At 37.6% G+C, this 24,548-nt stretch carries 18 protein-coding genes and 1 tRNA gene; 10 read left to right on the top strand and 9 right to left on the bottom strand.

From position 1 onward, the window contains the following. Window positions 1-351: 351 nt before the first annotated feature. The 6 genes from C8D70_RS00560 to C8D70_RS00535 all read left to right on the top strand — a co-directional run bounded on the left by C8D70_RS00560 (window position 352) and on the right by C8D70_RS00535 (window position 7,079). Window positions 352-423: transfer RNA gene (locus C8D70_RS00560), tRNA-Arg, on the top strand. A gap of 376 nt (window positions 424-799) precedes the next feature. Then, window positions 800-1,153 (top strand): hypothetical protein, encoded by a 354-nt coding sequence (locus C8D70_RS00555; RefSeq protein WP_110366043.1) that lies wholly within the window; start codon window positions 800-802, stop codon window positions 1,151-1,153. Between the two features lie 188 nt (window positions 1,154-1,341). Further along, window positions 1,342-3,594, top strand: coding sequence for a TonB-dependent siderophore receptor (locus C8D70_RS00550; RefSeq protein WP_228407950.1), 2,253 nt, complete (start codon window positions 1,342-1,344; stop codon window positions 3,592-3,594). A 3-nt stretch (window positions 3,595-3,597) separates the two neighbouring features. Further along, window positions 3,598-5,043: an ABC transporter permease gene (locus C8D70_RS00545; protein ID WP_076597700.1), complete on the top strand. Its 1,446-nt coding sequence runs from the start codon at window positions 3,598-3,600 to the stop codon at window positions 5,041-5,043. Continuing rightward, window positions 5,044-6,390, top strand: coding sequence for a DUF3526 domain-containing protein (locus C8D70_RS00540; protein WP_110366041.1), 1,347 nt, complete (start codon window positions 5,044-5,046; stop codon window positions 6,388-6,390). Continuing rightward, entirely contained in the window at window positions 6,384-7,079 is a 696-nt protein-coding gene (locus tag C8D70_RS00535) for an ABC transporter ATP-binding protein (RefSeq protein ID WP_110366040.1), read from the top strand. The genes C8D70_RS00540 and C8D70_RS00535 overlap by 7 nt, the downstream gene beginning before the upstream one ends. Window positions 7,080-7,164: 85 nt before the next feature. Here C8D70_RS00535 and C8D70_RS00530 read toward each other — a convergent pair whose 3' ends face one another. After that, the gene (locus tag C8D70_RS00530) at window positions 7,165-8,472 is read right to left on the bottom strand and encodes a cryptochrome/photolyase family protein (RefSeq protein WP_110366039.1); all 1,308 of its coding nucleotides are present in this window, start codon (window positions 8,470-8,472) and stop codon (window positions 7,165-7,167) included. Window positions 8,473-8,660: 188 nt separating this feature from the next. Here C8D70_RS00530 and C8D70_RS00525 point away from each other — a divergent pair, with 188 nt between their 5' ends. After that, entirely contained in the window at window positions 8,661-8,903 is a 243-nt protein-coding gene (locus C8D70_RS00525; RefSeq protein WP_076597704.1) for a hypothetical protein, read from the top strand. A 354-nt stretch (window positions 8,904-9,257) separates the two neighbouring features. On the opposite strand, the gene C8D70_RS00520 is transcribed toward C8D70_RS00525, so the two are convergent. Continuing rightward, the gene (locus C8D70_RS00520; RefSeq protein WP_110366038.1) at window positions 9,258-10,415 is read right to left on the bottom strand and encodes an MFS transporter; all 1,158 of its coding nucleotides are present in this window, start codon (window positions 10,413-10,415) and stop codon (window positions 9,258-9,260) included. A 191-nt stretch (window positions 10,416-10,606) separates the two neighbouring features. Here C8D70_RS00520 and C8D70_RS00510 point away from each other — a divergent pair, with 191 nt between their 5' ends. Beyond that, window positions 10,607-11,218, top strand: a complete 612-nt coding sequence (locus C8D70_RS00510; protein ID WP_110366037.1) for a GNAT family N-acetyltransferase — start codon at window positions 10,607-10,609, stop codon at window positions 11,216-11,218. A 297-nt stretch (window positions 11,219-11,515) separates the two neighbouring features. Next, the gene (locus C8D70_RS00505; RefSeq protein ID WP_110366036.1) at window positions 11,516-14,857 is read left to right on the top strand and encodes a DEAD/DEAH box helicase; all 3,342 of its coding nucleotides are present in this window, start codon (window positions 11,516-11,518) and stop codon (window positions 14,855-14,857) included. 98 nt (window positions 14,858-14,955) lie between these two features. Here the strand turns inward: C8D70_RS00505 and C8D70_RS00500 are convergent, their stop codons facing one another. The 6 genes from C8D70_RS00500 to C8D70_RS00475 form a co-directional block, all read right to left on the bottom strand. Continuing rightward, window positions 14,956-16,266, bottom strand: coding sequence for a T9SS type A sorting domain-containing protein (locus C8D70_RS00500; RefSeq protein ID WP_110366035.1), 1,311 nt, complete (start codon window positions 16,264-16,266; stop codon window positions 14,956-14,958). Window positions 16,267-16,506: 240 nt separating this feature from the next. Continuing rightward, a complete protein-coding gene (locus C8D70_RS00495) occupies window positions 16,507-17,682 on the bottom strand; it encodes an acetyl-CoA C-acyltransferase (RefSeq protein WP_110366034.1) in 1,176 nt (391 codons plus the stop codon). A gap of 152 nt (window positions 17,683-17,834) precedes the next feature. After that, complete coding sequence (locus C8D70_RS00490) at window positions 17,835-18,335, bottom strand: endonuclease V (RefSeq protein ID WP_110366033.1); 501 nt, start codon at window positions 18,333-18,335, stop codon at window positions 17,835-17,837. Further along, complete coding sequence (locus C8D70_RS00485) at window positions 18,332-18,706, bottom strand: glyoxalase (RefSeq protein WP_110366032.1); 375 nt, start codon at window positions 18,704-18,706, stop codon at window positions 18,332-18,334. The genes C8D70_RS00490 and C8D70_RS00485 overlap by 4 nt, the downstream gene beginning before the upstream one ends. Beyond that, a complete protein-coding gene (locus C8D70_RS00480) occupies window positions 18,703-19,152 on the bottom strand; it encodes a GNAT family N-acetyltransferase (RefSeq protein WP_228407949.1) in 450 nt (149 codons plus the stop codon). Before C8D70_RS00480 ends, C8D70_RS00485 begins: the two co-directional genes overlap by 4 nt. Window positions 19,153-19,283: 131 nt before the next feature. Continuing rightward, window positions 19,284-20,324 carry a M28 family metallopeptidase gene (locus tag C8D70_RS00475; RefSeq protein ID WP_110366031.1) on the bottom strand — a complete coding sequence of 347 codons (1,041 nt, stop codon included), beginning with the start codon at window positions 20,322-20,324 and terminating at the stop codon, window positions 19,284-19,286. Window positions 20,325-20,485: 161 nt separating this feature from the next. On the opposite strand from C8D70_RS00475, the gene C8D70_RS00470 reads away from it, so the two are divergent. Then, window positions 20,486-21,625 (top strand): aminotransferase class I/II-fold pyridoxal phosphate-dependent enzyme, encoded by a 1,140-nt coding sequence (locus C8D70_RS00470; protein ID WP_110366030.1) that lies wholly within the window; start codon window positions 20,486-20,488, stop codon window positions 21,623-21,625. 133 nt (window positions 21,626-21,758) lie between these two features. On the opposite strand, the gene C8D70_RS00465 is transcribed toward C8D70_RS00470, so the two are convergent. Next, window positions 21,759-24,491, bottom strand: coding sequence for a sodium-translocating pyrophosphatase (locus C8D70_RS00465; RefSeq protein ID WP_110366029.1), 2,733 nt, complete (start codon window positions 24,489-24,491; stop codon window positions 21,759-21,761). Between the last annotated feature and the right edge of the window lie 57 nt (window positions 24,492-24,548).

Below are 24,548 nucleotides of genomic sequence, written 5' to 3'. Positions count from 1 at the left end.
TTAAACTATTTATGGTTGAAAATATATCTTAAAAATTCTTGTCTGATTAAATTAAAGCATTATTAACAGATCGCTCCTCCGGAGCTTTATTTTTTACGGGACTTCGTTTTTTCTACTAACATCAAATCCTGATGGGATCAAATCAAGTTCTTATGAGAACTGACTGTTAATAGAAAGTATTTGTTTTAAAATTACAGCTTCGGGGGAGCGGCCTGTTAATTCATACCGTAAATATTGATATTTTAAATGTATTTATACTTTTTATCGGACAGTAATTCTTAAAAATATATAAAACACTCAGTAGTTTAAACTATTCCGGTGAATAATTTGTAATTTTATGATTTAAGCTAAGGCCCTATAGTTCAATGGATAGAATAAAAGTTTCCTAAACTTTAGATCCAGGTTCGATTCCTGGTGGGGCTACAAATCAAAAGCCTGAGCCATTAAAACTAAAAAACCTCCCGATTCATCGGAAGGTTATACTGTAATTTGTCAGAAATATGAAATTTTCAATGCCCAAATATAATCAAGTGTCTACATCATCGAATATGATCTCAGTCATATCGTAAAAACTATTTCTAATTTAATAAATTGCAGGTAAACAATACCTGAATTTCATCCCTTATTTTATGAAAATGTTTGATTTATAGCAAAGCAAGTTAGAGAATATAATTGCTTAAGTAGAGTGATGTCAGACTTTTTTATTTACCTTTACACAAAGTGAAAACTAAAAACATCCGTTACTTTTCCTTCACGATTCAATTTTTATCAAATTTAATTGTACATTTGTTTTCCAATTATGCAAAAATTTCTCAGAGTCTTTTTTGTCTTTTCTTTACTCCTGATATTTATTTCAAATGTCAGTGGTGTTACCACATGTCTTGATCACCACAGGCACGCCAAAAGTAAAGTAATTTATAAAAAGGATTCAAAAGAAGAGAAAATTCCTACCTTTTCACAGGACGACGAATGTCAGTGTGCACTTCATATGCATATGACCAATATTCTTCTCCCTGAACCTTTGAATTTAGATTTTACCATTAACGCGAGCAATGATGATGAAATGCCACAACCAAAAGCCATTTCATATCGTTGTCTTCTGGACTTTTTCAGCTCCAGAGCTCCCCCAGCCGTATTCTCTGTGGCAGCATAATCTATGCTGTCTTAATATTTTGTTTACAGATTTTATAGTCTGTACTGTAATTCCGTGGATACCTAAGTCTTAATATTCTTAAGGATATCCTTTTATTAATGGGCACATTCACTGCCCGTACATCCCTGTTCATGATTACCAGTAATTTTAATTATTTGGGAATATTTCATTGCATTTCCCTAAATCCTGTGAAACTTTTCAGTGTAAGTTTCATCATATCAGCATCATTTCTGCATGCTCAATCCAGTTCTGAAGATTCATTATCTACAGTAGTTCAAACCGTTGAAGTTATCGGAAGAAAATCCAAAGATTATACTTCCGACTATTCTTTTGCCGCCACTAAAATTGCGATGAAAAACAAAGAACTACCATTAACACTTAATACCGTTACCAAAGAACTGATCACCGACCGTCAGGCTTTTCAGCTTGGAGAGGTCATGAAAAATGTAAACGGAGTTTCTCCTTCCAGCTACTATAATCAATACAACATCCGCGGGATCAGCCAGAATGAGGAAGGCCAGATCATCAATGGAATGCGGACAAGACAATATTATTTTTTACAGCCTATGACTTCCAATATAGAACGTGTGGAGGTTTTTAAAGGTCCGGCAAGTATTACCATGTCCAGCGTAGATCCCGGAGGAACGATCAATATGGTTACCAAAAAGCCATTGTCAAACCCTCGTCACGAAATTAGTTTATCGGGAGGTAGTTTTGAAACTTATCGTATCACTACAGATCTTACAGGTCCTTTAAATAAGAACAAAACCTTATTATATCGTTTCAACGGAGCGTATCAGAATGCTCATTCATTCAGAGATCATGTCAAGAACAGCGGTATTCTGATCTCACCTTCTATCACTTTTGTTCCAAATGAAAAAACATCCGTGAATGTGGAAATGATTTTCAATGATCTTCATGGAAATCTGGATCGTGGACAGCCTATTTTCGGGGCTGTCGCAGGAAAAACAGATTTGTACAGCACTCCGAGGTCTTTGAATCTGGGGGCTCCGGATGATTTTTTTAAAACCAGAGAGCTCATAATAATGGGAACTGTTGCCCATCATTTTAACCAATCCATCAGTTTTAATGCTTCTTATATGAAGCAATACTGGAGAGAAAACCTGCAAGAACACAGAACAACTAACTCTTTTGTGCCTGATATGGATAATAAACCGGTTTCCAGTCTTGCTATGATGCAGTTTGTGCAGAGAAAACAAAACTGGGCAACAGATAACATTAATGCTTATTTTAATTTTAAATTCAAAACCGGTTCTGTTCTGCATCAGGCCTTGATAGGCTATGATAACCAGATCTGGGAAAAACGTAAAGGCGGACAACAAAATGCTGCAAGAGGTTTTCTTTTGAAAAACGGTTCTATTGCTTCTTCTTATAATCCTTTAAAAGCTTCAGAATATCAAACCGTAAATTATAATGGAACAATCATTCCTAAGCCTAATGTTACGCCATTTGATCTGAATCCGGGTGCTGCCAACTATCAGGGTGCTGATTTTAATACGCTTAATATAATCACACCTTTAACTTCCGCTCTTACGACTACCCATGCAGCTTATTTCCAGCATCTTTTTACCTGGAAAAAGTTTACAATATTATCGGGAATCCGTCAGGAATGGTTTCAGGATATCACCAATTTCAAAGAAACCAATGAGACCTCTTTTAATAATAACAAACTTCTTTACAGATTCGGGATCACCTATCGTTTAACCGATAATATCAATGTCTACGGAACGTATCTTACAGGCTATCAGCCCCAGTCCAATACGGTAACATTGATGCCTAATACTTCAAGTCTTACAGGATCTGCAGCAAGATTTAAACCTTTAACTTCTGATCTTAAAGAACTGGGAATCAAAGCACAGCTTTTTGGCAGGATTTCATTGAATCTTGCAGTGTATGAAATCTACCAGAGAAATATTTTAATCAATGCCAATAATCCTTCAGAACCTGATGAGCTTGTACAGCGCGGGGCAGACCGAAGCCGCGGATTTGAAGCAGAATTTTCCGGTCATATTCTTCCTCAGTGGCATATTTACGGAGGCTACAGCTATATTGATGCTAAAATACTGGATGATACAAACAGTGATCTCGTGGGAAAAAGGAAAGAAAACACTTCTAAAAATTCTGTGAATATCTGGACTCGTTACAATTTTTCAACTATAGAATTCCTGAAAGACTTTGGAATCGGTGCCGGAATGCTTTATCAGAGTTCTAAAGTTCCATGGTTCACAAGAAGTTTTGAACTTCCTGCCTATACTACAATAGATGCTGCTTTATATTATACTCCCAAAAAAACAGTCCAGCTCTCTTTTAATCTGAATAATATCACGAACAAAGTATACTGGATTGGGGCTCAGAACTACTTAAGATTATTTCCGGGAACTCCAAGGAATTATTTACTAACTGCTACTTATAAATTTTAAATTATGGCTATTTCAAACTTACAATTGATGGTGAGAAAAACCTGGCAGGATTTGTTTAAAGGAAAACAGAATCTGCTCACCACTATTGCTGTAATCCTGTTCTGTATGCTGAGTATTGGCATAGGATATACAAAATACACGGACTCTTTTTCAAAAATAAAAGAATACAGGAAAGCAGTCAGGGAAAGCTGGGAACACAGACCTGATAAGCATCCGCACCGTATGGCTCATTATGGTTATCTGGTTTTCAGAATCGGGCATCCTTTGAATATTTTTGATAACGGACTGGATGATTATCTGGGAAATGTCATATTTCTGGAAGCCCATAAACAGAATACTGCCAACCTTTCGGAAGCGGGAAGTTCTGGTACTTTGGTCAGATTCGGGGCATTTAGCAGTGCATTTATTTTGCAGAGCATTGTTCCACTGATTATACTTTTTTTAGGATTTGGATTAATTGTACAGGAACGTGAGAATGCCACTTTAAAGATCATCAGTGTGCAGGGAGCTTCCGGAAGGGATATTATCTGGGGGAAAATTCTTGGACTCTGGCTGTTTTCTCTTTGTTTTCTGATTCCGGTTATTCCTGTTGTTTTCATGGCTGCATTAATGTCAGAAACTACAAATTCTACGGATATTCTATTACGCTTATCATTTATCCTGCCTGCTTATATGATCTATTATTTTTTTATCTGTACGTTGACCGTTGTGGTTTCCGCGAACAGTAAAAATACATCATCAGCGTTGATCAGCCTTATTGGTTTCTGGCTTCTTTTCATAATCGTTTTGCCTAAAGGAATTCAGTTTGCAGCACAGAATATATATCCGGCTCCTTCCCGTATTGCTTTTGAAACCACTCTGGAAAAGGATATTCTAAAATCGGGAGACAGTCATAATCCGGATGATCCGCATTTCAAAAAGATCAAAGATTCTTTACTGGCAAGGTATCAAGTGAAAACAACCAATGAACTTCCTTTCAATTACGGAGGATTCGTCATGAAGGAAGGAGAAAAAATAAGTTCACAGATTTATATCAGACATCAAAAGGAATTGCAGACCATTTACAACAAACAGCAAAGTCTGACAGATTTTTCAGGACTGATTAATCCTGCGATTGCTATTAAAAACTTCTCCATGATTGCTACAGGTACAGATTTCTTTTCTTATAACCAGTTTCAGGAACAGGCAGAAGAGTATCGTTATCAGATGGCCCAGCATCTAAATGATTTACAAATTGAGCAGATCAGCAATATTAAACCGGAAAACGGCGGACCGCCTGCTGTCATCGACAAACATAACTGGGAAAAGTTTCCGGACTTTCAATACCGGTATACTTCTGTTTTGAACAGTATGAAACAACAGCCAGTACCCGCAGCGGCATTAGTTTTATGGATGGCTGTCTGCATTATTGCAATTGAACTCAGTGGAAGAAAATTAAAATTAATCTAAATGAACCGTTATTTATATACCCAATTTTACCGTAACAAAGCCTATATCATTGCACTGCTGTTTTTATTGATAGCCGGACTGATGGCTATTTATACCGGAAAAAAATTTCTGGACAGAAACGAAGATATCATCTCCAAAAGCGGAACATTTCAGAAAGAAAGTATAGAAAGAAACACAAAATTTCATAAAGATGATCTGGGACTGGTGCTTTATTATATTAAATTCAATCTGGTGAATGAAACGCCCAAACTGGCAGCTTTAAATATCGGAATGCGTGATTTAAATCCCTCTATTCAAGGGGTTACCATCAGGAATCTTGAAGAACAGCGTTATAATGCGGATTTTTATAATCCCGCCAATGCAGCAGTTGGAAATTTTGACTTTAGTTTCGTTGTTGTTTTCCTTTTTCCACTGGTAATTGTGGCATTCTGCTATAACCTGATTTCTGAGGAAGAAGAAAAAGGAACCTGGAAGCTGCTTTCGGTTCAGAGCAATAATTTACAAAAGCTTCTGGATCATAAGATGTTCATACGTCTTTTGGCTGTGACAGTTGTTTATCTTGCATTAATTATCATCGCTTCGGTATGGATTAAAATACCTTTAGATTTCTATTATATCGCTTTTATCATCAGCGGCTGGCTTTATATTTTATTCTGGTTTACCCTTTGCAGATGGATTATTTCCTTTCGGAAATCATCAGCTCAGAATGCATTAATTCTCCTGACTGTATGGGTAGGAATCAATTTCATTATCCCGATGAGCAGTAATATCCTGATACAGAAGCTCTATCCCGTTCATGAATCCCTTAAAGCAGTGATGGAACAGAGAGAAGGCTATCATAATAAATGGGATGAGGCTAAGCAGCCAACCATGGAAAAATTCTACAAAGCCTATCCCCAATACAGAAATTTCACCGTGGAAGAAAATGCTGCATTCACCTGGACCTGGTATTATGCCATGCAGCATATGGGAGATCTTGAATCTGCGAAATCGTCGGAACAATACACAGAAAAAATGCAAAAGCGGAATCAGGCGGCAACTTATTTGGGTTATCTTCTTCCGAATCTTCATACCCAGCTTACAGAAAGTCATCTGGCGAAATCTGATATGCAGAATCATTTACAATATGCTGCATCACTCAAGAGATTTCATGAGCAAAAACGGCTGTTTTTCTACCCTCTTATCTTCTCCGGAAAGAATGCAGAGTCCATTAACTGGTCACAACAGACCATACAGGTATTCAGATTTTCTTCATCTGTTAAATGGATACAGATCATTCTTCCCTATCTCATCTTTATTGCTTTATTTATCATCCTTTCACAATACAAATTCAGAAAACTATGTTAAAAACGGTCAACCTACATAAAAAATACAACGATTTTACAGCGCTCCATTCTCTTAATCTGGAAATAAAGAGAGGAGAAATTTTTGCGCTACTCGGGCAAAACGGAGCAGGCAAAAGCACAACTATTAATATCCTTCTGGGACTCATTAAAGCTACTTCCGGAGATGCATTTATTAATACTGTTTCGGTGCAGGAGGAACCTCAGAAAATAAAAAAATATCTCGCTTATATTCCTGAAACCGTTCTTTTATACCCTAACCTTACCGGAATAGAAAACCTTGATTTCTTCTCTAAAATTGCAGGTTTTGATTATCAGAAGGATGAATTATCCGCATTACTCAAACGAACAGGATTACAGGAAACCGCCCATCAAAAAGCATTAGGAGGATATTCCAAAGGAATGCGCCAAAAAGTAGGTATTGCCATAGCTCTTGCAAAAGATGCCAAAGTACTTCTACTGGATGAGCCTACCAGCGGACTGGATCCTATAGCAACAGCAGAGTTTACAGAAATTGTCCGTCAGCTGGGCAAAGAAGGCAGAACTGTTTTAATGGCAACCCATGACATCTTCAATGCTGTAAGTGTTGCTACCAACATCGGCATTATGAAACAGGGAGAACTCGTACAGAATTTACCTTCGAAGGAATTTACAGCAAAGGAATTACAGGAGCTGTACCTGAAAACAATCTGATGATTCCGTTACTTCGGTAAGTAACTTTTCATATTAAATATCAATTGGTTGATGCCCGGTGACAATTTGTTACCGGGCATTTTGTTTATCCTGATATTGATGTCAGTGCTTTCTTATACTCTGATAACACTCTTTCGCGGGCAAAAGCATGTTCTACTATTGGCTTAGGATATGCAGAGGTACCCCACTCCGGAATCCATTTTTTGATGTACAGTAAATCTTTGTCAAATTTTTCCATCTGGGCGGTAGGATTAAAAACCCTGAAATAAGGTGCGGCATCACAGCCGGAGCCTGCGGCCCACTGCCAGTTTCCATTGTTTGCAGACAGATCGTAGTCGTTCAGTTTTAAGGCAAAATAAGCTTCCCCCCAACGCCAGTCGATCAGCAGATGTTTGCATAAAAAACTCGCAACAATCATTCGTACCCGGTTATGCATATAGCCCGTCTGATTCAGTTCTCTCATTCCGGCATCTACGATCGGATATCCTGTAGTTCCTTCGCACCAGTGTTTAAACTCATCTTCATTATTCCGCCATTGGATATTGTCATATTGTATTTTAAAAGACTGAGAAACCACATGAGGGAAATGATATAGAATCTGCATAAAAAACTCACGCCAGATCAGCTCCGAAAGCCATACCGCATTATGCTTCAGTGCAAAATCCACGCATTTCCTGATGCTGATGGTCCCAAAGCGTAAAGCAATTCCGAGTTGTGTGGTATGCTGCAGTGCCGGATAATCACGAAATTGGTCATAATTATCTATAATGGAGACATCCAGAAACGGCTTTTTACAATCAAAATCCGTTTTTTTGAAACCAATCTCTGTTAAAGTAAGAATCTCAGAATATTCCTGTGTAAAGAAATTTTTAAAATCCAATTCAACAGATTGATAATGTTCAGGAGTTAAGGCTTCCCGCCATTTCTTTGCAAAAGGGGTGTAAACCGTGTAGGGTGAACCATCTTTTTTAATAATCTGGTCTTTATCAAAAATCACCTGATCTTTATAAGCTTTAAAAGGAATATTCTTTTCTTTAAAAAAATAATAGATTTCTTTATCACGTTCAATCGCCTGAGGTTCATAATCACGGTTGCAAAAAACACCTTCAATAGTATATTCTTCGGATAATTTTCTGAATAGGTCTATCGGCTTACCATAATACGTATTGACTTTTGAGTGGTATTTTTTCAATGCAATATTGATGTTCTCCAAAGCCTGATGGATATAATCTACCCTTCGGTCTTCTTTATCCTGCAGCTTTTCAAGAATATCAGTATCAAATATAAATATGGGTATTACCGGTGCATCAGACTGCAGAGCGTGGTGAAGTCCTATATTGTCTTCCAATCTCAGATCACGCCTGAACCAGAAAATGGTGATTGTATCTTTCATAATAGCTTAATTCAAATTCATCGATCATTCCTGCTTTGGAATGACTCCATAACGAACGATAAATATACAGTTTTTAGCACATTAATATTTTTAACAATTAACATTATTCTACTTTATCATTACAGTTTATATGATGATATGAATTAAAATTTTCCGACATTTGCCCCAATTATAATAGAAGCTTAAGCATGGAAGAATTTGAAGTACCGGTAACCTACAAGGGTAAAGACATGATTTTCAATGGAAAGCTCGCTACATTTTCTTACGGATATAAGCTTTACGTAGATGTAAATGGAATTGAAGTTATTATTGAGCGTGATGATCACGGTGACTTAAGGGCTCTTCTGCCGGATGCCGCTTCAGAAAAAGATATAGACAAGGGGCTTATTGAAGCTATTATTGAAGTGTTTAAAGAGCTTCAGGTTTTATAATTCGTGCTGACCCAATGAGATTCCGATAAATTTGGCTTCTCTTCCTTTGGCTCTGATCATGATTTTCGTTTCCATTGCCGAAATCATACTGTTGAAAAAAGAAACGCAGTGATAAGAATCAATGCTTTCATAATGGGTTTGATTTTATTGACTATCCCTTTAATTAATACTCGATATTAATGATTAACAAAGGTTTTCTTATTGATAGCCCTTCGACAAGCTCAGGGTGACAAACCGAATACCAATCGAAATTTTTAAGTGTTGTCAGGCTGGATCTGTCGAAGCTATTATTGCTAAAAGGGACAGGTCAAAAAATATGATAGATTTAACAATAAACAATGCAGAAAAGATTCATTATGACTTCCTGAATACTTTCATCTGCCCCGCCATTAGGGCCAGTAAAATTCCAAAACAGGCAAAAAGACCGTAGGAATATCTAAGATCAAAGCTTTCTGCAATATACCCGATAAGAGGCGGCCCCATCAGAAATCCTAAAAACGAAATACTGGAGACAAATGACAAAGCAATGCTTGGAGCTACCGTGCTCACTTTTCCTACGGTACTGTAAACGGACGGCACGCTTAATGAACTTCCAAGGCCAATAATCATGAAAGCAATAATGCAGATCCACAGTTCCGGAAAGAAAACACTTAGAAAAAGACCTCCGCTCATCAATAAGCCACAACATTGCAGAACAATCTTTTTTCCATATTTCTCAATGATTTTATTTCCAATAAATCTGCCTAAAGTCATCATTAAGATAAAACTTGTATATCCCAGTATGACAAGATTTTCAGGTGCTTTAACTATTGTTTGAAAATACACCCCGCTCCAGTCGAACATTGCTCCTTCAATCGCCATACTCAGAAATCCTATAATTCCCAAACCAAACAGTGTTGGATTCACAGCTTTGAATAGGGACCGGGTCTGCGGCTCCGCTTTATGAATGATATTGGTAAGGTTTCTTTTACTGTAGAACCAAAGGATTCCCACCAAAATGAAAATAACAGCAAAATGGTAAAAAGTTCCCACTTGAAAATTAATCATCAGTAAACCGATTACTGCACCTGTAAGACCTGCAAAACACCAGGCTCCATGATACGAAGAGAGAAGCGTTCTTTTCGAGATAGATTCTATTTCAATAGCCTGCGTATTGATAGCAATATTGCACATGTTACCGGAAACTCCAAAGAAGAACAGAACAATGCCTAACGTCCAGTAAGAAGGGGACAGACCAATTAATAAAAGAAAAAAAGGATAGAGTAAAAAACATCTTTTAATAATCCCGCTGCTTCCGTAAATACTAATCAGTTTTCCGGCCAAAACCATTGTGGAAAGCTGTCCTATCGGCATAAGAAGCAAGAGTGTTCCCAGCTGTGCTTCATTGATGGAAAGAGCCGTTTTAATGATAGGAATCCGGCTCGCCCAGGAAGAAAAAACAAGCCCATGGGCAAAGAAAAGTAAAAAACAGGCTGTCGGCATTTTTGCATTAAAAGGTGCGCTCTCATTCATTATATCAGGGTAATAAAAATTCCTTTTGCAAATTTAAACACGTTACGTCATTAAAATGTAGTTCATTTTTGTCATTTTTATGTTCCATTTTAACCAATAACATTAATACAGACTTTATCTGGTAGAAAATCACCTGATTTTTTGAACACCGATATTCATTTTTTGTTAATTTCGAGGGATAAAAATAAATCATGAAAGAAAAATGGATTCCCTATCCTACCATTTTGGAAGGAAAAACAGTTGAATTAATTCCTCTTGAAAAACAGCATTTTGAAGAATTATACGCTGCCGCATCAGATAAAGAACTCTGGAAACTGATTCCTACAGACTGTTCAGAAGAGACAATGTTCTATAAAACCTATGAATTCGCCTTATCAGAAAGAGAAACCGGGAATCAGTACCCGTTTGTAATACGTCATAAAGAAACCGGAAAACTGATTGGCTCCACCCGATTTTTTGAAATATTCCCTGCCGACAGAAAACTGGAAATCGGATGGACATGGATCACTAAAGAATTCTGGGGCACAGCCATCAACCTTGAATGCAAATTACTACTGCTCAGCTTCTGCTTTGATGTATTGAAAACAAACAGAGTACAGTTGAAAACGAAAGACGATAATTTCAGATCGCGAAAAGCAATTGAAAAGATCGGCGGTGTATTTGAAGGTATTTTACGTAAAGACAAAGTTCTCAGCAATGGAAGTACAAGAAATGCAGCATATTACAGTATTTTGGATGATGAATGGACAACTGCAAAATGCAAGATTGAATCTTTGATCAAAGAAAAACAAAAGCAGGACTAAAACGATAAACAGACAAAAAATAAAACACCAGATATTTGAACCGGATATTTTGTATTAATTGAAAGATTGCGTGTAACTCAGAAGTGTTTTATCTGTTTTGAAATAATTGGGCTGCTGCTTTTCCTAATCCTGTAGAAGCACCTCTTATAAAAATTGTTTTCATTTTTCTTGGTTTAAAATTACAGGATAAAGTTCAGCATCAGGACCCACACGGGAGTCGCCAAAATGGGGCAAGCTGTAGCCAAAACGGATGCTGAAATACATTTGTTTTTTGTAAGTTTGTCTCCATCTATTTTTATGGCAGAATATATTCTTGACAAGATCAATATCAGTACACTTTCCGTATATGACCTGCTGAAACATACCTCAGACAGCGCGTTTATCGGATTAACGGATTTCCGTGAAATCTATCCGGCTGCTATTGAAAACAATACAGGAATATTTACCAAACAGTCTTCATTACAGGATTTCCCGGCAGTTACCATCAGTAAAATAAACAGCACCCTGATTTGTTCCTGTACCTGCGACAATGAAAAGAACATGCTTTGTTCTCATCAGACAGAGGTCATTCACAGCATTATTGAGAATAAAAATTTCCGGTTGTTTTTTGATGAAGCACTACGCAAAAAGACCTTCCTTACTAAAGCCAAAGGATATGGCCTGGAAAATGAACCGGATCTGGATCAGTATTTTGAACTGGTATACAAGGATGATAAAATTGAAATACTGCCTAAGATCAAGGAAATGCTTCCTGTAGACGATCTAATGCTGACTAGGGAGCTTCTTCCTCAATCTTCTTCCCAACTTGATCAGCTGGCCATGCTGGAAACAGGTAAAAAGATGATATTGGTTATCGGAAAGCACCGTTATTACAACCATATGACGTTTTCGCTGATGAAGGCAGAAATTACACAGACAGGAAAAATAAAAAATCCGGTTAGTCCCACAGATGCCCTTCAGCTGATATGGAAAGCGGAAAAGCCTGCAGACATTAAATTTTATACTGCCATTGCCTCCTTTCAGAATAATTATAATGAAGATTACAATCCGTCAGAACTGGAAGCTTTAAAACTTATTGTACAAAATCCTCTGAAACTGGAAGTCTATTATCACGACCGGGAAATTGCAGAAACAGTTTCTTCAAAATCACTTTTTCCGATTGAATTAAATACTTTAGATGCGGAGGTTCAATTGTCTGTATTTAAGAAAGATCCGTTTTTTGAAATTACCGGAGAATTGCTGTTTAATGATATTTCCATTCCTTTTAAAAATATTGTTCTCAGAAATGAGTATTTCGTCTATAACCGAAACATTTTCAGCTTTGTAGACGATCCGGACATGCTCAGAATTATCCGGTTCTTTAAGGCCAATAATGAAATTTTACTGGTTCATTCTTCAAAATATGAAGCGTTTATGCAGAACATTCTCTCTGTTATAGAAGAACGTATTCATATAAATTACAGTTATATACAGACCGCAACAAAAGTACAGCTTGAAGACAAGAATTATCAGACTGAAAAAGTCATTTATCTTCGCCAGCAGGAAAATTATATAGGAATTACTCCCGTCATGAAATACGGTGATGTAGAAGTTCCGGTGTATTCCAGGAAGCAGCTCTTCGATACGGATCAGAATGGAAATCCTTTTAAAATAGAAAGAAATGAATCAGCCGAAGCCCGTTTTATTTCATTGGTGATGCAGCAGCATCCTGATTTTGAAGAACAGATGGATGGCTATCAGTATTTTTACCTTCACAGGGATAAGTTTCTGGATAACAACTGGTTTCTTGACGCATTTGAAACCTGGAGAAATGAAGGAATTATCATATTGGGCTTTAATGAATTAAAAAACAATAAATTAAATCCTCATCGGGCAAAAATCAATATTCAGATTACCAGCGGACTGGATTGGTTTAATACTAAACTGAAAGTGGGATTTGGTCCCAAAGAAGCTTCTCTGAAACAGCTTCACCGGGCCATCCGGAATAAGAGTAAATTCGTTCAGCTGGATGACGGCAGCATGGGAATTCTTCCTGAAGAATGGATGGAAAAAATTTCCGCCTACTTCCGTGCAGGAGAAATTGATGAAGAACTTTTAAAAATTCCGAAAATCAATTTTTCAGAGGTGACGTCACTGTTTGAAAAAGAAATCCTGAGCAAAGAAATTCAGGAAGAACTTACTTGCTATTCCACAAAGTTTTCAAAGGTAAAAGACATTCCGGAAGTAGCTGTTCCCGCTGATCTGGATGCTGAACTGAGAGATTATCAGCACGACGGTCTGAACTGGCTTAATTTTCTTGACAGTTTCAACTTTGGAGGATGTCTGGCTGATGATATGGGGCTTGGAAAAACCATCCAGATCATTGCTTTCATCCTTTCTCAAAGAGAAAAACGAGGCCATACAACCAACCTGATTGTCGTTCCCACTTCCCTGCTTTTCAACTGGCAGGAAGAGATGAACAGATTTGCTCCTTCCATAAAAGTTCTGCTTCATTATGGTGCAGACCGGCCAAAAACAACGGCTCACATGCCTGAATACGAGGTTGTTCTTACTACGTATGGAATGCTTCTTTCGGACATTCAGTTTTTGAAAAACCTTAATTTCAATTATGTATTTCTGGATGAATCACAGGTGATTAAAAATCCAAATTCAGAAAGATATAAAGCAGCACGTCTGCTACAATCCAGAAACAGAATTGTATTAACGGGAACACCTGTTGAAAACAGCACTTTTGACCTCTACAGCCAGCTCTCTTTTGCCTGTCCGGGATTATTGGGAAGCAAACAGTATTTTAAAGATATTTATGCCATTCCTATTGATAAATTCGAATACAGCAAACGTGCCGTAGAACTTCAGCAAAAGATAAAACCATTCATCCTCAGAAGAACCAAAAAGCAGGTTGCCAAAGAACTTCCGGAGAAAACTGAAACAGTCATTTACTGTGAAATGAATACGGAACAGCGCAAAATCTACGATGCCTATGAAAAAGAGCTTCGTGAGTTTATTGCGGCTAATGATGAAGATGATCTGAACAGAAACAGCATGCATGTTCTTACGGGACTTACAAGGCTCAGACAAATCTGTAATTCCCCTGTTCTGATGAAAGAGGGATATTCCGGTGAAAATGCCGTTAAAATCGAAATTCTGATGGAACAGATCCTTGGGAAGTCCAAAGATCACAAGATCCTTGTTTTCTCACAGTTTGTGGGCATGCTGGATCTCATAAAGGCAGAACTGGAGCGCCACAACATCCAGTTTGAATATTTAACGGGTCAAACTAAAGACAGAGGGGAAAAAGTATCGAATTTCCAGAAAAATAAGGATATACGCATATTTCTGATCAGCTTAAAGGCCGGAGGTGTGGGTCTCAATCTTACTCAGGCAGATTATATTTACCTTGTAGACCCATGGTGGAATCCTGCCGCCGAAAACCAGGCTATTGACCGAAGTTATCGTATAGGACAAACCAAAAATGTAATTGCTGTACGAATGATCTGCTCCAATACCGTAGAAGAAAAAATTCTTACGCTGCAGAAAAAGAAAAAAGAACTGGCTCAGAATCTGCTGACCACGGACGGAAAGAAGTTTCAGGGACTTTCCAGGCAAGATCTTATGGATTTACTGGCATCTGAATCGTAATACAAGCTTATAAGCCGACAAATAAAAAAACCGACAGGTAAAAGACCTGTCGATTAAAAAACAAAAATTGATATGGATATGATTTAGATATGATGTGTCTATTTTTTAATAATCTTTTCTGTGACTATTTTCTGATCTTTAGTCTGAATTTTAATCAGATAGGTTCCCGGAACAAAGCTTTCCATAGAAACCGTCATAGAATTACTTTCCAGCATCTTTTGTCCGGACATACTGTAAATTTCATATTTCGCTAATCCTTCTTTCATTTTGATTGTCAATGAACCTGAGGTAGGATTCGGATATATTTTCACCTGGGCTGATGCCTCTTTGGAAACTTCTGATGTTGAAAGATTTTCAGGCTGAATATTTAAAGTATAATCCTCTGCCTGACCAATAAACCAATCTGAAGGACACGGAAGATTCTTCAAAGCTCCCATCCATGAATTGGATTCATAGGCTTTTACCAATCTGAAACGGGTTTCTCCCAGCTGTGCTCCTGCCGGAATGGTGATATTACCTGTTGTAACTCCGGATTGCTGACCAGGAACCGGATTGGAGTTATCCAGATAGCCCAGATTAAATTGCTCATCAGCATCAAACTGATTGTTATGGTTAAAATCAATATAAGCATAGGCAGATACGGTAATCTGGCCATGCGTACCTCCTGTAACACTTATAGGATAGCTATTCCCACGGTTGACATTGAAAACCGTTGCTGTGAAGTTTTCAAGTACATCAGAATTCCCATCGAGTGCACTGTTTCTTACAACTCCGGCAAATTCTACCGTACTGATCTCACTCACGGTCAAACTTGTAATATTTTCAGTACCACAGTAAGGAGCAGGGAAAGTTGGGGTATTCCCTGTGATATTGACTGTATAATCCTCTGTCTGTCCTGCTCTCAAGCTGCTGTCACAAGCTGAACTTATAGAATTAGCTGCTGCCGGATTTGAATAAGCCTGAACATTGGTATTCTTAAGAACTCTCATTCTTGTACTTCCACTGGCAGCATTCGCAGGGATTATTATGGTGGTATTGATTGTAAAAGCATTGGCTGGATTGGCTGCTCCAAGTCTTCCGATATAAAAGCTTTCTCCTGCATCATCAAAATTTCCGTTCTGATTAAAGTCTATGAAAACAACTACATCACTGGGAAATGTACTGGATGGTCCTTCCACAGATATAGGATAGGAATTTCCCGGCTGCAGATCTGTAGATATTGCGGTAAAGTTCTCATAAATTTGTGCATTTGAGGAATTGACTGGTGATGAATTATTAATCGTTCCGAAAGTAACATTGCTGATCATATTGCCGTCAGCTCCATACTGAAAGGTTGGCATACAGTATTGCAGCTGTGCATTCATCAGCGATGCAAGTACAATACCAGAAAGAGTAGTTATTTTTTTCATTTTCTTTATTAAATTTCCTGAGACAAATTTATATTTATTTAGAATGAATAAAAATAACAACGTAATGATATTTGTCAGTTTAACAAAAATAAAATATTTATAACTCTGATAACTATGTCAAATGATTTGATTTATCCGTAGATAATCAATCTGTTATCAAGAAAAAGCCCTTTCTCAGATTTGATTTTGAGAAAGAGCTATTTAAATGTACTAATTAAATTTCAAGCTATTTAATCCCTTTTAGCCTATATTTTCAATAAGAACTGCAGAAGCACCTCCTCCACCATTGCAGATGGCAGCGACTCCGTACTTTCCTTTTTCCTGACATAAAACATTCATCAAAGTGGTTATAATTCTTGCTCCTGAAGCTCCGATCGGATGCCCTAATGCCACTGCTCCTCCATATATATTTACTTTGTTTACATCATAGCCAAGGATTTTCTGATTGGATAAAATCACCGAGGAATAGGCTTCATTAATTTCAAAAAAATCAATATCAGAAAGCATAAGGCCTGTTTGCTTCAACAGTTTTTCAATGGCTATGGAAGGTGAAGTGGTAAACCATTCCGGAGATTGTGCGGCATCTGCATAGGCTATTATTCTTGCCAGTGGTTTAAAATTATATTGTTCTATAGCTTCAGACGAAGCTAATAAGACAGCTGCTGCACCATCATTCAGATTGCTTGAATTGGCAGCGGTAAGAGTTCCGTCAGCTTCAAATACAGGTTTCAGAAGGGAAATTTTCTCTGGAATCAGTTTATCGATATCTTCATCTTTATCAACTATTGTAGTTCCTTTTCTGCCTTCAATCGATATTGGGATCAATTCATTTGCAAACTTACCATTTTTAGCAGCTTCCTGCGCTCTATGATAGGAAAAAAGCGCATATTCATCAATCTCCTGTCTGGTAAGTCCGTATTTTTTCACCCCCAGTTCAGCTGCACTTCCCATGTGAAAATCATTGTAAACATCCCATAATCCATCTTTGATCAATCCATCAGTAAGATTCGTATCTCCCAATTTTGTCCCCTGACGGATTTTGACATAATGCGGAACATTGCTCATACTTTCCATTCCTCCCGTCATAACGATATGATCCAGCCCAAGCTGGATCTGCTGAGCCCCAATCATCGCTGATTTCATCCCGGAAGCACAGACTTTGTTAATGGTGACAGCATCTTTATCCACCGGAATTTCAGCAAAGATCGCCGCCTGTCTCGCTGGTGACTGGCCAAGTCCGGCACTGAGTACATTTCCCATATACACACTGTCGATGTGTTCAGGAGAAAGTCCGGCACTTTCATAAACATTCTTAATGGCAAAAGCTCCCAATTGCGGCGCTGTAAATTCTGACAGACTTCCCATAAAACCACCACCCGGGGTTCGTTTTGCTGCTACTATAAATACTTCTTTCATATAATTTATTTTTACAATATACCGATCGGTATATTTTTAATTAAAAAAACCTTAATTTTTTATCGTGGAATTACAACAAAGATAATCAAAATATACCAATCGGTATATTTATAAATAAGAAAAAATCTTACTTTTTAGTAAGACTTTATCATTTATGCTCTGCTTAGCTGATCAAGTTTTTTTAATAATGCTGGAATTCTGTAAGCACCATGCATCTGTGCAACTTTACACTGAACATCATCTACATTCATCCCTCTGGCAGTCACAAAAAGCGGCGTTTTACTTTCTCCACGCACTACACTTCTCCGCTGTGAATCCGGTGTTGCAAATTCATTTTTTGCAATCCCAACTATAGGATACTTTTCTCCCAGCTCTTCGTAAAGGTGTCCGCCGAGACCAATTTTACCATCATTATCCAGGGTAACATATCCGTCTACAATGATGATATCTTCTGGTTTTAATGTTATTTTTTTCAACAGGCTTACAATGCAGGGCAATTCTCTTTTGTAAAAGGCTCCGCTTTCATATTCCGAACTCACAGGAGTCTGTTCTGTAAAAGTTTCGACTTCCTTTTCAGAGGTCCAGTCTTCAAATGCAATACACACGGTATTGGCATAATCCTCATAATAATAGGTATCAAATGCGTAAATCATACTTCTTTCTTAAAAAACTCACCAAAATGCCACAGTATCCCTGATGGATCATGTACAAAACATTCTTTCCCCCAATCCATCACTCTTACAGGGGTGAGTCTTACATTTTCATATTTATCCGTAAGTTCCAGAGAAACAAGATCTTTCCAGAATTCATCTGTATTGGCAACTTCCATAAAGATCATGGTATTGTCAATCCAGTCTTTTGTATAGTAATCCTGAAGATAAAAGCCAATTTCTTCACGTATAAACAGGGATAATTTGGATTCCAGAACAACTTCTTCAAATCCCAGATCTCTGTAAAAATTTCTGCTGATCTCAAAGTTTTGTGCTCCAATAAAAGGTCTGATGGATTTTAATTTCGGGATCATACTACTTTATTTTTCCAGTTTTCAAAGGTCATTTCAAATTTGATTTCTCCTTTTCCATGAGTCCCTACTTTTTTCCATCCAGATTTTCTGTAAAAAATTTCAGCTCTTGTTTCAGGTGAAGTACCCAGCCATACGGAATCTTTATTTTGTTCAAAATACCAGTCCAGCATGATATCATGGAGTTTTCTGCCAATTCCGTGATTTTCAAAATCCGGATGTACAAAGAGTGCCCAGATATTATTCTCTTTGAGATCTGCAATGGAGAAACCAACAATCTCATCTTCAATCTCACATACCCACCCTTTTCCTCTTTGAAACAAAAACTCACTACAGTCTTCATCGGTAACCAATCCCGGATCCGACAGTGTATTTTCTTTCACAGAGTTTCTTACCCTCTGTATTTGTGGAATGTCTTCTGGTTTTGCTTCCCGGATCATAATTTTCATGGTAATGGTATTATTGTGCAAGGATTTTATCTTCGATAAAATTCAATCCTGCTGAAAACGTCTTTCAATCTATAACCCTTGTCAAGGTTTAAAACCTTGACAAGGATAACAATTCCAATAAAAACTGGTGATTATTTTCTGTCAACGACAATTCTTTCTTCTCTGTTGGCAATGTCCCAGGCTGTTGTAAAGATGAGCTGGGTTCTTTTTTCCAACAACTGATAATCAATCTTTTCAGGATCATCTCCCGGTTTGTGATAATCTTCATGAATACCGTCAAAGAAAAATGCTACAGGAATATTATGCTTGGCAAAATTATAGTGGTCTGAACGGTAATATAACTGTTCAGGATCATTCAAGTCATCGTATTTGTAATTCAGTTCCAGGTTGTTGGTTCTTTTGTTAGCTGCTTCGTTAATTACTTTAAGCTGAGAGCTTAACATTTCAGAACCAATTACATAAACATACTGCTTTCCTCTGTTGGCAGGATCATCCCGTCCGATCATATCAATATTAAGGTCAACAACGGTATTGGCTAATGGGAAAACAGGATTCTCTGAATAATACTCTGAACCAAACAGACCGTGCTCTTCACCGGTAACGTGCAGAAACAGGATTGATCTTTTAGGTCCTTTTCCTGCTTTTTTTGCCTGCTGGAATGCCTTGGCGATTTCCATTACCGCTACAGTTCCGCTTCCGTCATCATCTGCCCCATTGTATACGACTCCATTTTTTGTTCCTACGTGATCATAATGCGCAGAAACTACTACAATCTCATCCGGTTTTTCACTTCCTTCAATAAAAGCTAAAATATTTTCAGAATCCGGAAGATTTCTTCCTCCTCTTTTCTTCATGAATTCAGACGGTACTTTCTGATAATAAGAGCCTAATGCTTTAGGAGCTGCAATACCCAGGTTTTTATAATAATTAATCATATACTCACCCGCTTTTTTCTGTCCTTTGCTTCCGGTATCACGCCCTTCCATATCGTCTGCTGCAATAACGTACAGGTTTTTCTTTAAATCCTCTGCATTAATCTCTTTATAGGCGTTGTTAAATGCTTTGTTATGTTTTGTTGAAACAGGATGCGAAGCATTCCCGTCAGATATTTTTGCCATTCCACAACTGATCACTACAGCCATTGTGAATAACGGAATAAGTATTTTTCTCATAAAGAATAAATTTCTTAAAAATAACAATTTTTATTGAATCCCAGCATCAATAGTCAATAGAACAAAATAATATGCCGTTCATTATAAATCTAACAATACACAGTTCTTAAATATGATTTTGATATTAAAATTTTATTATATTTGATTAGAATACAAAATATATGGATGAAATTTACGGATTTACTCATTACTCTTTTTTTACGGACATGTCAGAACTGGCAATCAGACACGGAAGCTTTGATCTATCTTTGGGACTTCCCGATTTTGATATTGATGAGCGCCTGAAAATATTTTTAAAAGAAGCTGCAGAAAATAGTACTCATCATTATGAACCTCTTGCAGGAAATCCTCTTCTGAGGGAAAGCATTATCCGTTTCAATGCAAAAAGAACCCATGCAATTTCTCTTACAACCAAAGAAATCACCATTATTCCGTGTGCAACCTTTGGTTTATATACTTCCCTCAAATCTATTCTTAATCAAGGTGATGAAGTTATCGTTATTCAGCCTTCTTATTATACGTATGGGCCTGCTGTTGTTATGAATGGAGGAATTCCTGTTTATTATGATCTTGATGGCGACTTTACAATCCAATGGGATCTGTTCAAAAAATGTATAACTAAAAAAACAAAAGCCATCATTGTTAATTCTCCACAGAATCCAACCGGAAAAGTATGGAAGAGAGAAGACTGGAATCAGCTTTATGAACTGATTAAAGATCACGATATTTATTTAATTTCTGAAGAAATCTATGATACTTATTGTTATGATGAAACTGAACATTACAGTTCTTTCATCCATCGTGAACTCAGGGAAAAGACTTTCTGTATTTTTTCTTTTGGTAAAATGTTTCATACTTCCGGCTGGAAAGTGAGTTATATGCTCGCTTCTGAAAGTTTAACCACAAGATTTCAATGTCATCAGCAGTATATTTCTTACAGTGCGAATGCTCCGGCACAATATGCTATCGCAAAATATCTCGATATATTCAATCCGGATATCAATAAAAAACTCATGCAAAGGAAAAGAGATATTTTTAATGAAATGATTAAAGAAACACCTTTTCTGATTGAACAACCAGCCGAAGGAAGTGTTTTTCAGGTGGTAAATTTCAGAAATATTTCTAAAAGCATGACGGATGGAGAATTTTCGAAATGGCTTACTATTGAGAAGAAGGTTTCCTGCCTTCCGCTTTCTGCTTTCTATAATTCAAGGCAAAATTCTGATTATGTAAGGTTTAGTTTTGCTAAAAAAGATGAATTGATTATTCAGGCACTGGAACATTTAAAAAGGAATCTTTGATGTTTCCCACAGACCGCACAGATTTTTACAGATAATGGTGGATATTTTTTGCATGTTTATATTTTTATGATTTGAATAGATCCGAAAAAAGCACCGCCGGAGCGATGCTTTTCTAGTATATTTTATATTGATTTTAGAGAGCCAATACTCTTACGTCAATTCTTCTATTTTTTGCTTTACATTCTTCAGCATCATTAGCTTCACATACCGGATGCTGTGATCCATATCCTTCAGCTTCTATTCTGTCTGATGCAATCCCCAGCTCAAGAAGTTTGAGTTTGGCTGTCTGTGCTCTCAGATTGGATAATTTAAGATTACTATCCTCATTACCACTGTTGTCTGTATATCCGCCCAATTTTATTTTCAGATCCGGATAAGCATTTAAAATTTCTGATAAAGTATTCAATTGAAGTGCAGATTCTGCTTTCAGGTCACTTGAACCGGTTTCAAAATAAAGGTTTTCAATAGTGTACCATTTATCAGGATCTAAAACCGATTTATCATTTTGTTTCACCATCGTATAAAGTTGGTAAAGCTGGCTTCCATCGCCTATGGCAATCGTTTTTCCTCCGTCCAGTTTTATTTTCTGAATATTTCCTGTTTCATACACAAAGTCTCCGTTTTCATTAAGATGTCCTTTAATTTCTCCCGGAACTACTGCAATTATTTTGGTATCAGCACCTACACCTGTTGCAGCGGTAGTTATCCCTGTAAGACTTTCAATTTTTGATTTTCTGTTGGCCTCAATTTTATCTTTATGTAAAACAGCCAAAGTAGGTGCAATAACAAGAGAAACGATGGACATTAGTTTGATCAGGATATTCATAGATGGCCCTGATGTATCTTTAAAAGGATCTCCTACTGTATCTCCTGTTACGGATGCTTTATGAGGTTCCGAACCTTTGTAATAAGTCTGTCCATTGATATCAACTCCTTTTTCAAAAGATTTTTTGGCGTTATCCCAGGCACCTCCTGCGTTGTTCTGGAACATTCCCATTAACACACCACATACCGTAGCACCAGCCAGAAATCCTCCTAATACTTCAGGGCCGAAAATAAATCCGATTAATAAAGGGGAAACAATCGCAATCGCACCGGGCAGCATCATTTTTCTGATGGAAGCATCGGTAGAAATGGCAACGCATTTTTCATATTCAGGCTGTGCTTTCCCTTCCAGAATTCCCGGAATTTCGCGGAACTGCCTTCTTACTTCTTCTACCATCGCCATTGCAGCCTGTCCCACTGCGGTAATTGCCAGTGATGAAAAGATAAATGGTATCATTCCGCCCACAAAAAGTCCGGCAAGAACGTCTGCTCTGTAAATATCAATACCATCAATACCTGCAATTCCTACAAAAGCTGCAAATAAAGCCAATGCCGTTAAAGCAGCTGAAGCAATGGCAAATCCTTTTCCGGTAGCTGCGGTTGTATTTCCTACAGCATCCAGAATATCTGTTTTCTCACGTACTTCTTTGGGAAGTTCACTCATTTCGGCGATACCTCCTGCGTTATCTGCAATAGGCCCAAAAGCATCAATGGCAAGCTGCATGGCTGTAGTAGCCATCATTCCTGCTGCTGCAATAGCTACTCCGTAAAGTCCGGCGCACAGATAAGAACCATAAATTCCTCCTGCCAGTACAATAATCGGAAGTAAGGTAGATTCCATCCCAACGGAAAGTCCGCCGATAATATTGGTTGCATGCCCTGTAGAAGACTGTCTCACAATACTGGAAACCGGTCTTTTCCCCATAGCAGTATAATATTCTGTAATAATACTCATTAAGGTTCCTACCACTAATCCAACCATTATCGCTCCGAATACCCCCATTTTCGTAAATTCATGTCCTCTTAGAACCATTTTTTCAGGAAGGATATAAGTTACCAGGAAATAGGAAGCAATGGCAGTAATTACAATACTTCCCCAGTTTCCAAGATTTAATGCATTCTGTACGCTGGAAGTGGATGAACCTTCATTGTCATTAATTTTTACAAATAAAGTTCCGATCATTGAAAATATAATTCCTGTTCCTGCAATCAGCATAGGTAAAAGAATTGGGGCAAAACCTCCGAAGGCATCATCAGAAATAGTTTCTCTGCCCAATACCATGGTGGCCAAAACTGTTGCTACGTAAGAACCAAAAAGGTCAGCTCCCATTCCCGCAACATCTCCTACGTTATCTCCTACGTTATCTGCAATGGTAGCAGGATTTCGGGGATCATCTTCAGGAATTCCGGCTTCTACTTTTCCCACAAGGTCTGCACCTACGTCTGCTGCTTTTGTATAGATACCACCTCCTACTCTTGCAAAAAGAGCAATAGATTCAGCTCCAAGAGAAAATCCGGTAAGAATTTCAATTGTTCTTTCCATTTCGTGGGAATCTACTGTGGCTTCAGGGGCAAAAATCTGTTTAATAATAAGAAACAAAGCTCCCAAACCTAAAACAGCAAGCCCAGCTACTCCCATTCCCATCACAGAACCTCCGGTAAAAGATACTTTAAGTGCTTTTGAGAGTGAAGTTCTTGCTGCTTCTGCCGTCCTCACATTGGCTTTGGTAGCTATTTTCATCCCGATAAAGCCTGCACATGCTGAGAACACGGCTCCTACCACGAAAGCAAGCCCGATACTCCAGTGTGAATTGGCATTCGTTGATCCCATTACTGCTAACAGAATGGCGACGACTACCACAAAGTACGTTAAGATTTTGTATTCAGCCTTTAGAAAAGCCATTGCACCGTCTGCAATATGGCCGCTGATTGTTTTCATTTTTTCATTTCCGGCATTCTGTTTATTAACCCAGTTGCTCTGAAGAAATGTATAAAGCAAAGCTATGACACCAAAAACTGGCACTAACATAAATAGATCCATAGTTTATTATTTTATATTAAAAAATTGAGATTAGTCTTATAAATATAATGAAATTAT

The sequence above is a fragment of the Chryseobacterium sp. CBTAP 102 genome, assembly GCF_003201365.1.
GTDB lineage: Bacteria > Bacteroidota > Bacteroidia > Flavobacteriales > Weeksellaceae > Chryseobacterium > Chryseobacterium candidae.
Note: the sequence above shows the minus strand (reverse complement) of the source record. Positions and strands in the feature narration are given on the sequence as shown.

What these genes read in the sequence shown, in the direction of transcription:
- C8D70_RS00555 (WP_110366043.1), top strand. Translation starts at nt 800, where the DNA reads ATGCAAAAATTTCTCAGAGTCTTTTTTGTCTTTTCTTTACTCCTGATA.
- C8D70_RS00545 (WP_076597700.1), top strand. Translation starts at nt 3,598, where the DNA reads ATGGCTATTTCAAACTTACAATTGATGGTGAGAAAAACCTGGCAGGAT.
- C8D70_RS00540 (WP_110366041.1), top strand. Translation starts at nt 5,044, where the DNA reads ATGAACCGTTATTTATATACCCAATTTTACCGTAACAAAGCCTATATC.
- C8D70_RS00535 (WP_110366040.1), top strand. Translation starts at nt 6,384, where the DNA reads ATGTTAAAAACGGTCAACCTACATAAAAAATACAACGATTTTACAGCG.
- C8D70_RS00530 (WP_110366039.1), bottom strand. Translation starts at nt 8,472, where the DNA reads ATGAAAGATACAATCACCATTTTCTGGTTCAGGCGTGATCTGAGATTG.
- C8D70_RS00525 (WP_076597704.1), top strand. Translation starts at nt 8,661, where the DNA reads ATGGAAGAATTTGAAGTACCGGTAACCTACAAGGGTAAAGACATGATT.
- C8D70_RS00520 (WP_110366038.1), bottom strand. Translation starts at nt 10,415, where the DNA reads ATGAATGAGAGCGCACCTTTTAATGCAAAAATGCCGACAGCCTGTTTT.
- C8D70_RS00510 (WP_110366037.1), top strand. Translation starts at nt 10,607, where the DNA reads ATGAAAGAAAAATGGATTCCCTATCCTACCATTTTGGAAGGAAAAACA.
- C8D70_RS00505 (WP_110366036.1), top strand. Translation starts at nt 11,516, where the DNA reads ATGGCAGAATATATTCTTGACAAGATCAATATCAGTACACTTTCCGTA.
- C8D70_RS00500 (WP_110366035.1), bottom strand. Translation starts at nt 16,266, where the DNA reads ATGAAAAAAATAACTACTCTTTCTGGTATTGTACTTGCATCGCTGATG.
- C8D70_RS00495 (WP_110366034.1), bottom strand. Translation starts at nt 17,682, where the DNA reads ATGAAAGAAGTATTTATAGTAGCAGCAAAACGAACCCCGGGTGGTGGT.
- C8D70_RS00490 (WP_110366033.1), bottom strand. Translation starts at nt 18,335, where the DNA reads ATGATTTACGCATTTGATACCTATTATTATGAGGATTATGCCAATACC.
- C8D70_RS00485 (WP_110366032.1), bottom strand. Translation starts at nt 18,706, where the DNA reads ATGATCCCGAAATTAAAATCCATCAGACCTTTTATTGGAGCACAAAAC.
- C8D70_RS00480 (WP_228407949.1), bottom strand. Translation starts at nt 19,152, where the DNA reads ATGAAAATTATGATCCGGGAAGCAAAACCAGAAGACATTCCACAAATA.
- C8D70_RS00475 (WP_110366031.1), bottom strand. Translation starts at nt 20,324, where the DNA reads ATGAGAAAAATACTTATTCCGTTATTCACAATGGCTGTAGTGATCAGT.
- C8D70_RS00470 (WP_110366030.1), top strand. Translation starts at nt 20,486, where the DNA reads ATGGATGAAATTTACGGATTTACTCATTACTCTTTTTTTACGGACATG.
- C8D70_RS00465 (WP_110366029.1), bottom strand. Translation starts at nt 24,491, where the DNA reads ATGGATCTATTTATGTTAGTGCCAGTTTTTGGTGTCATAGCTTTGCTT.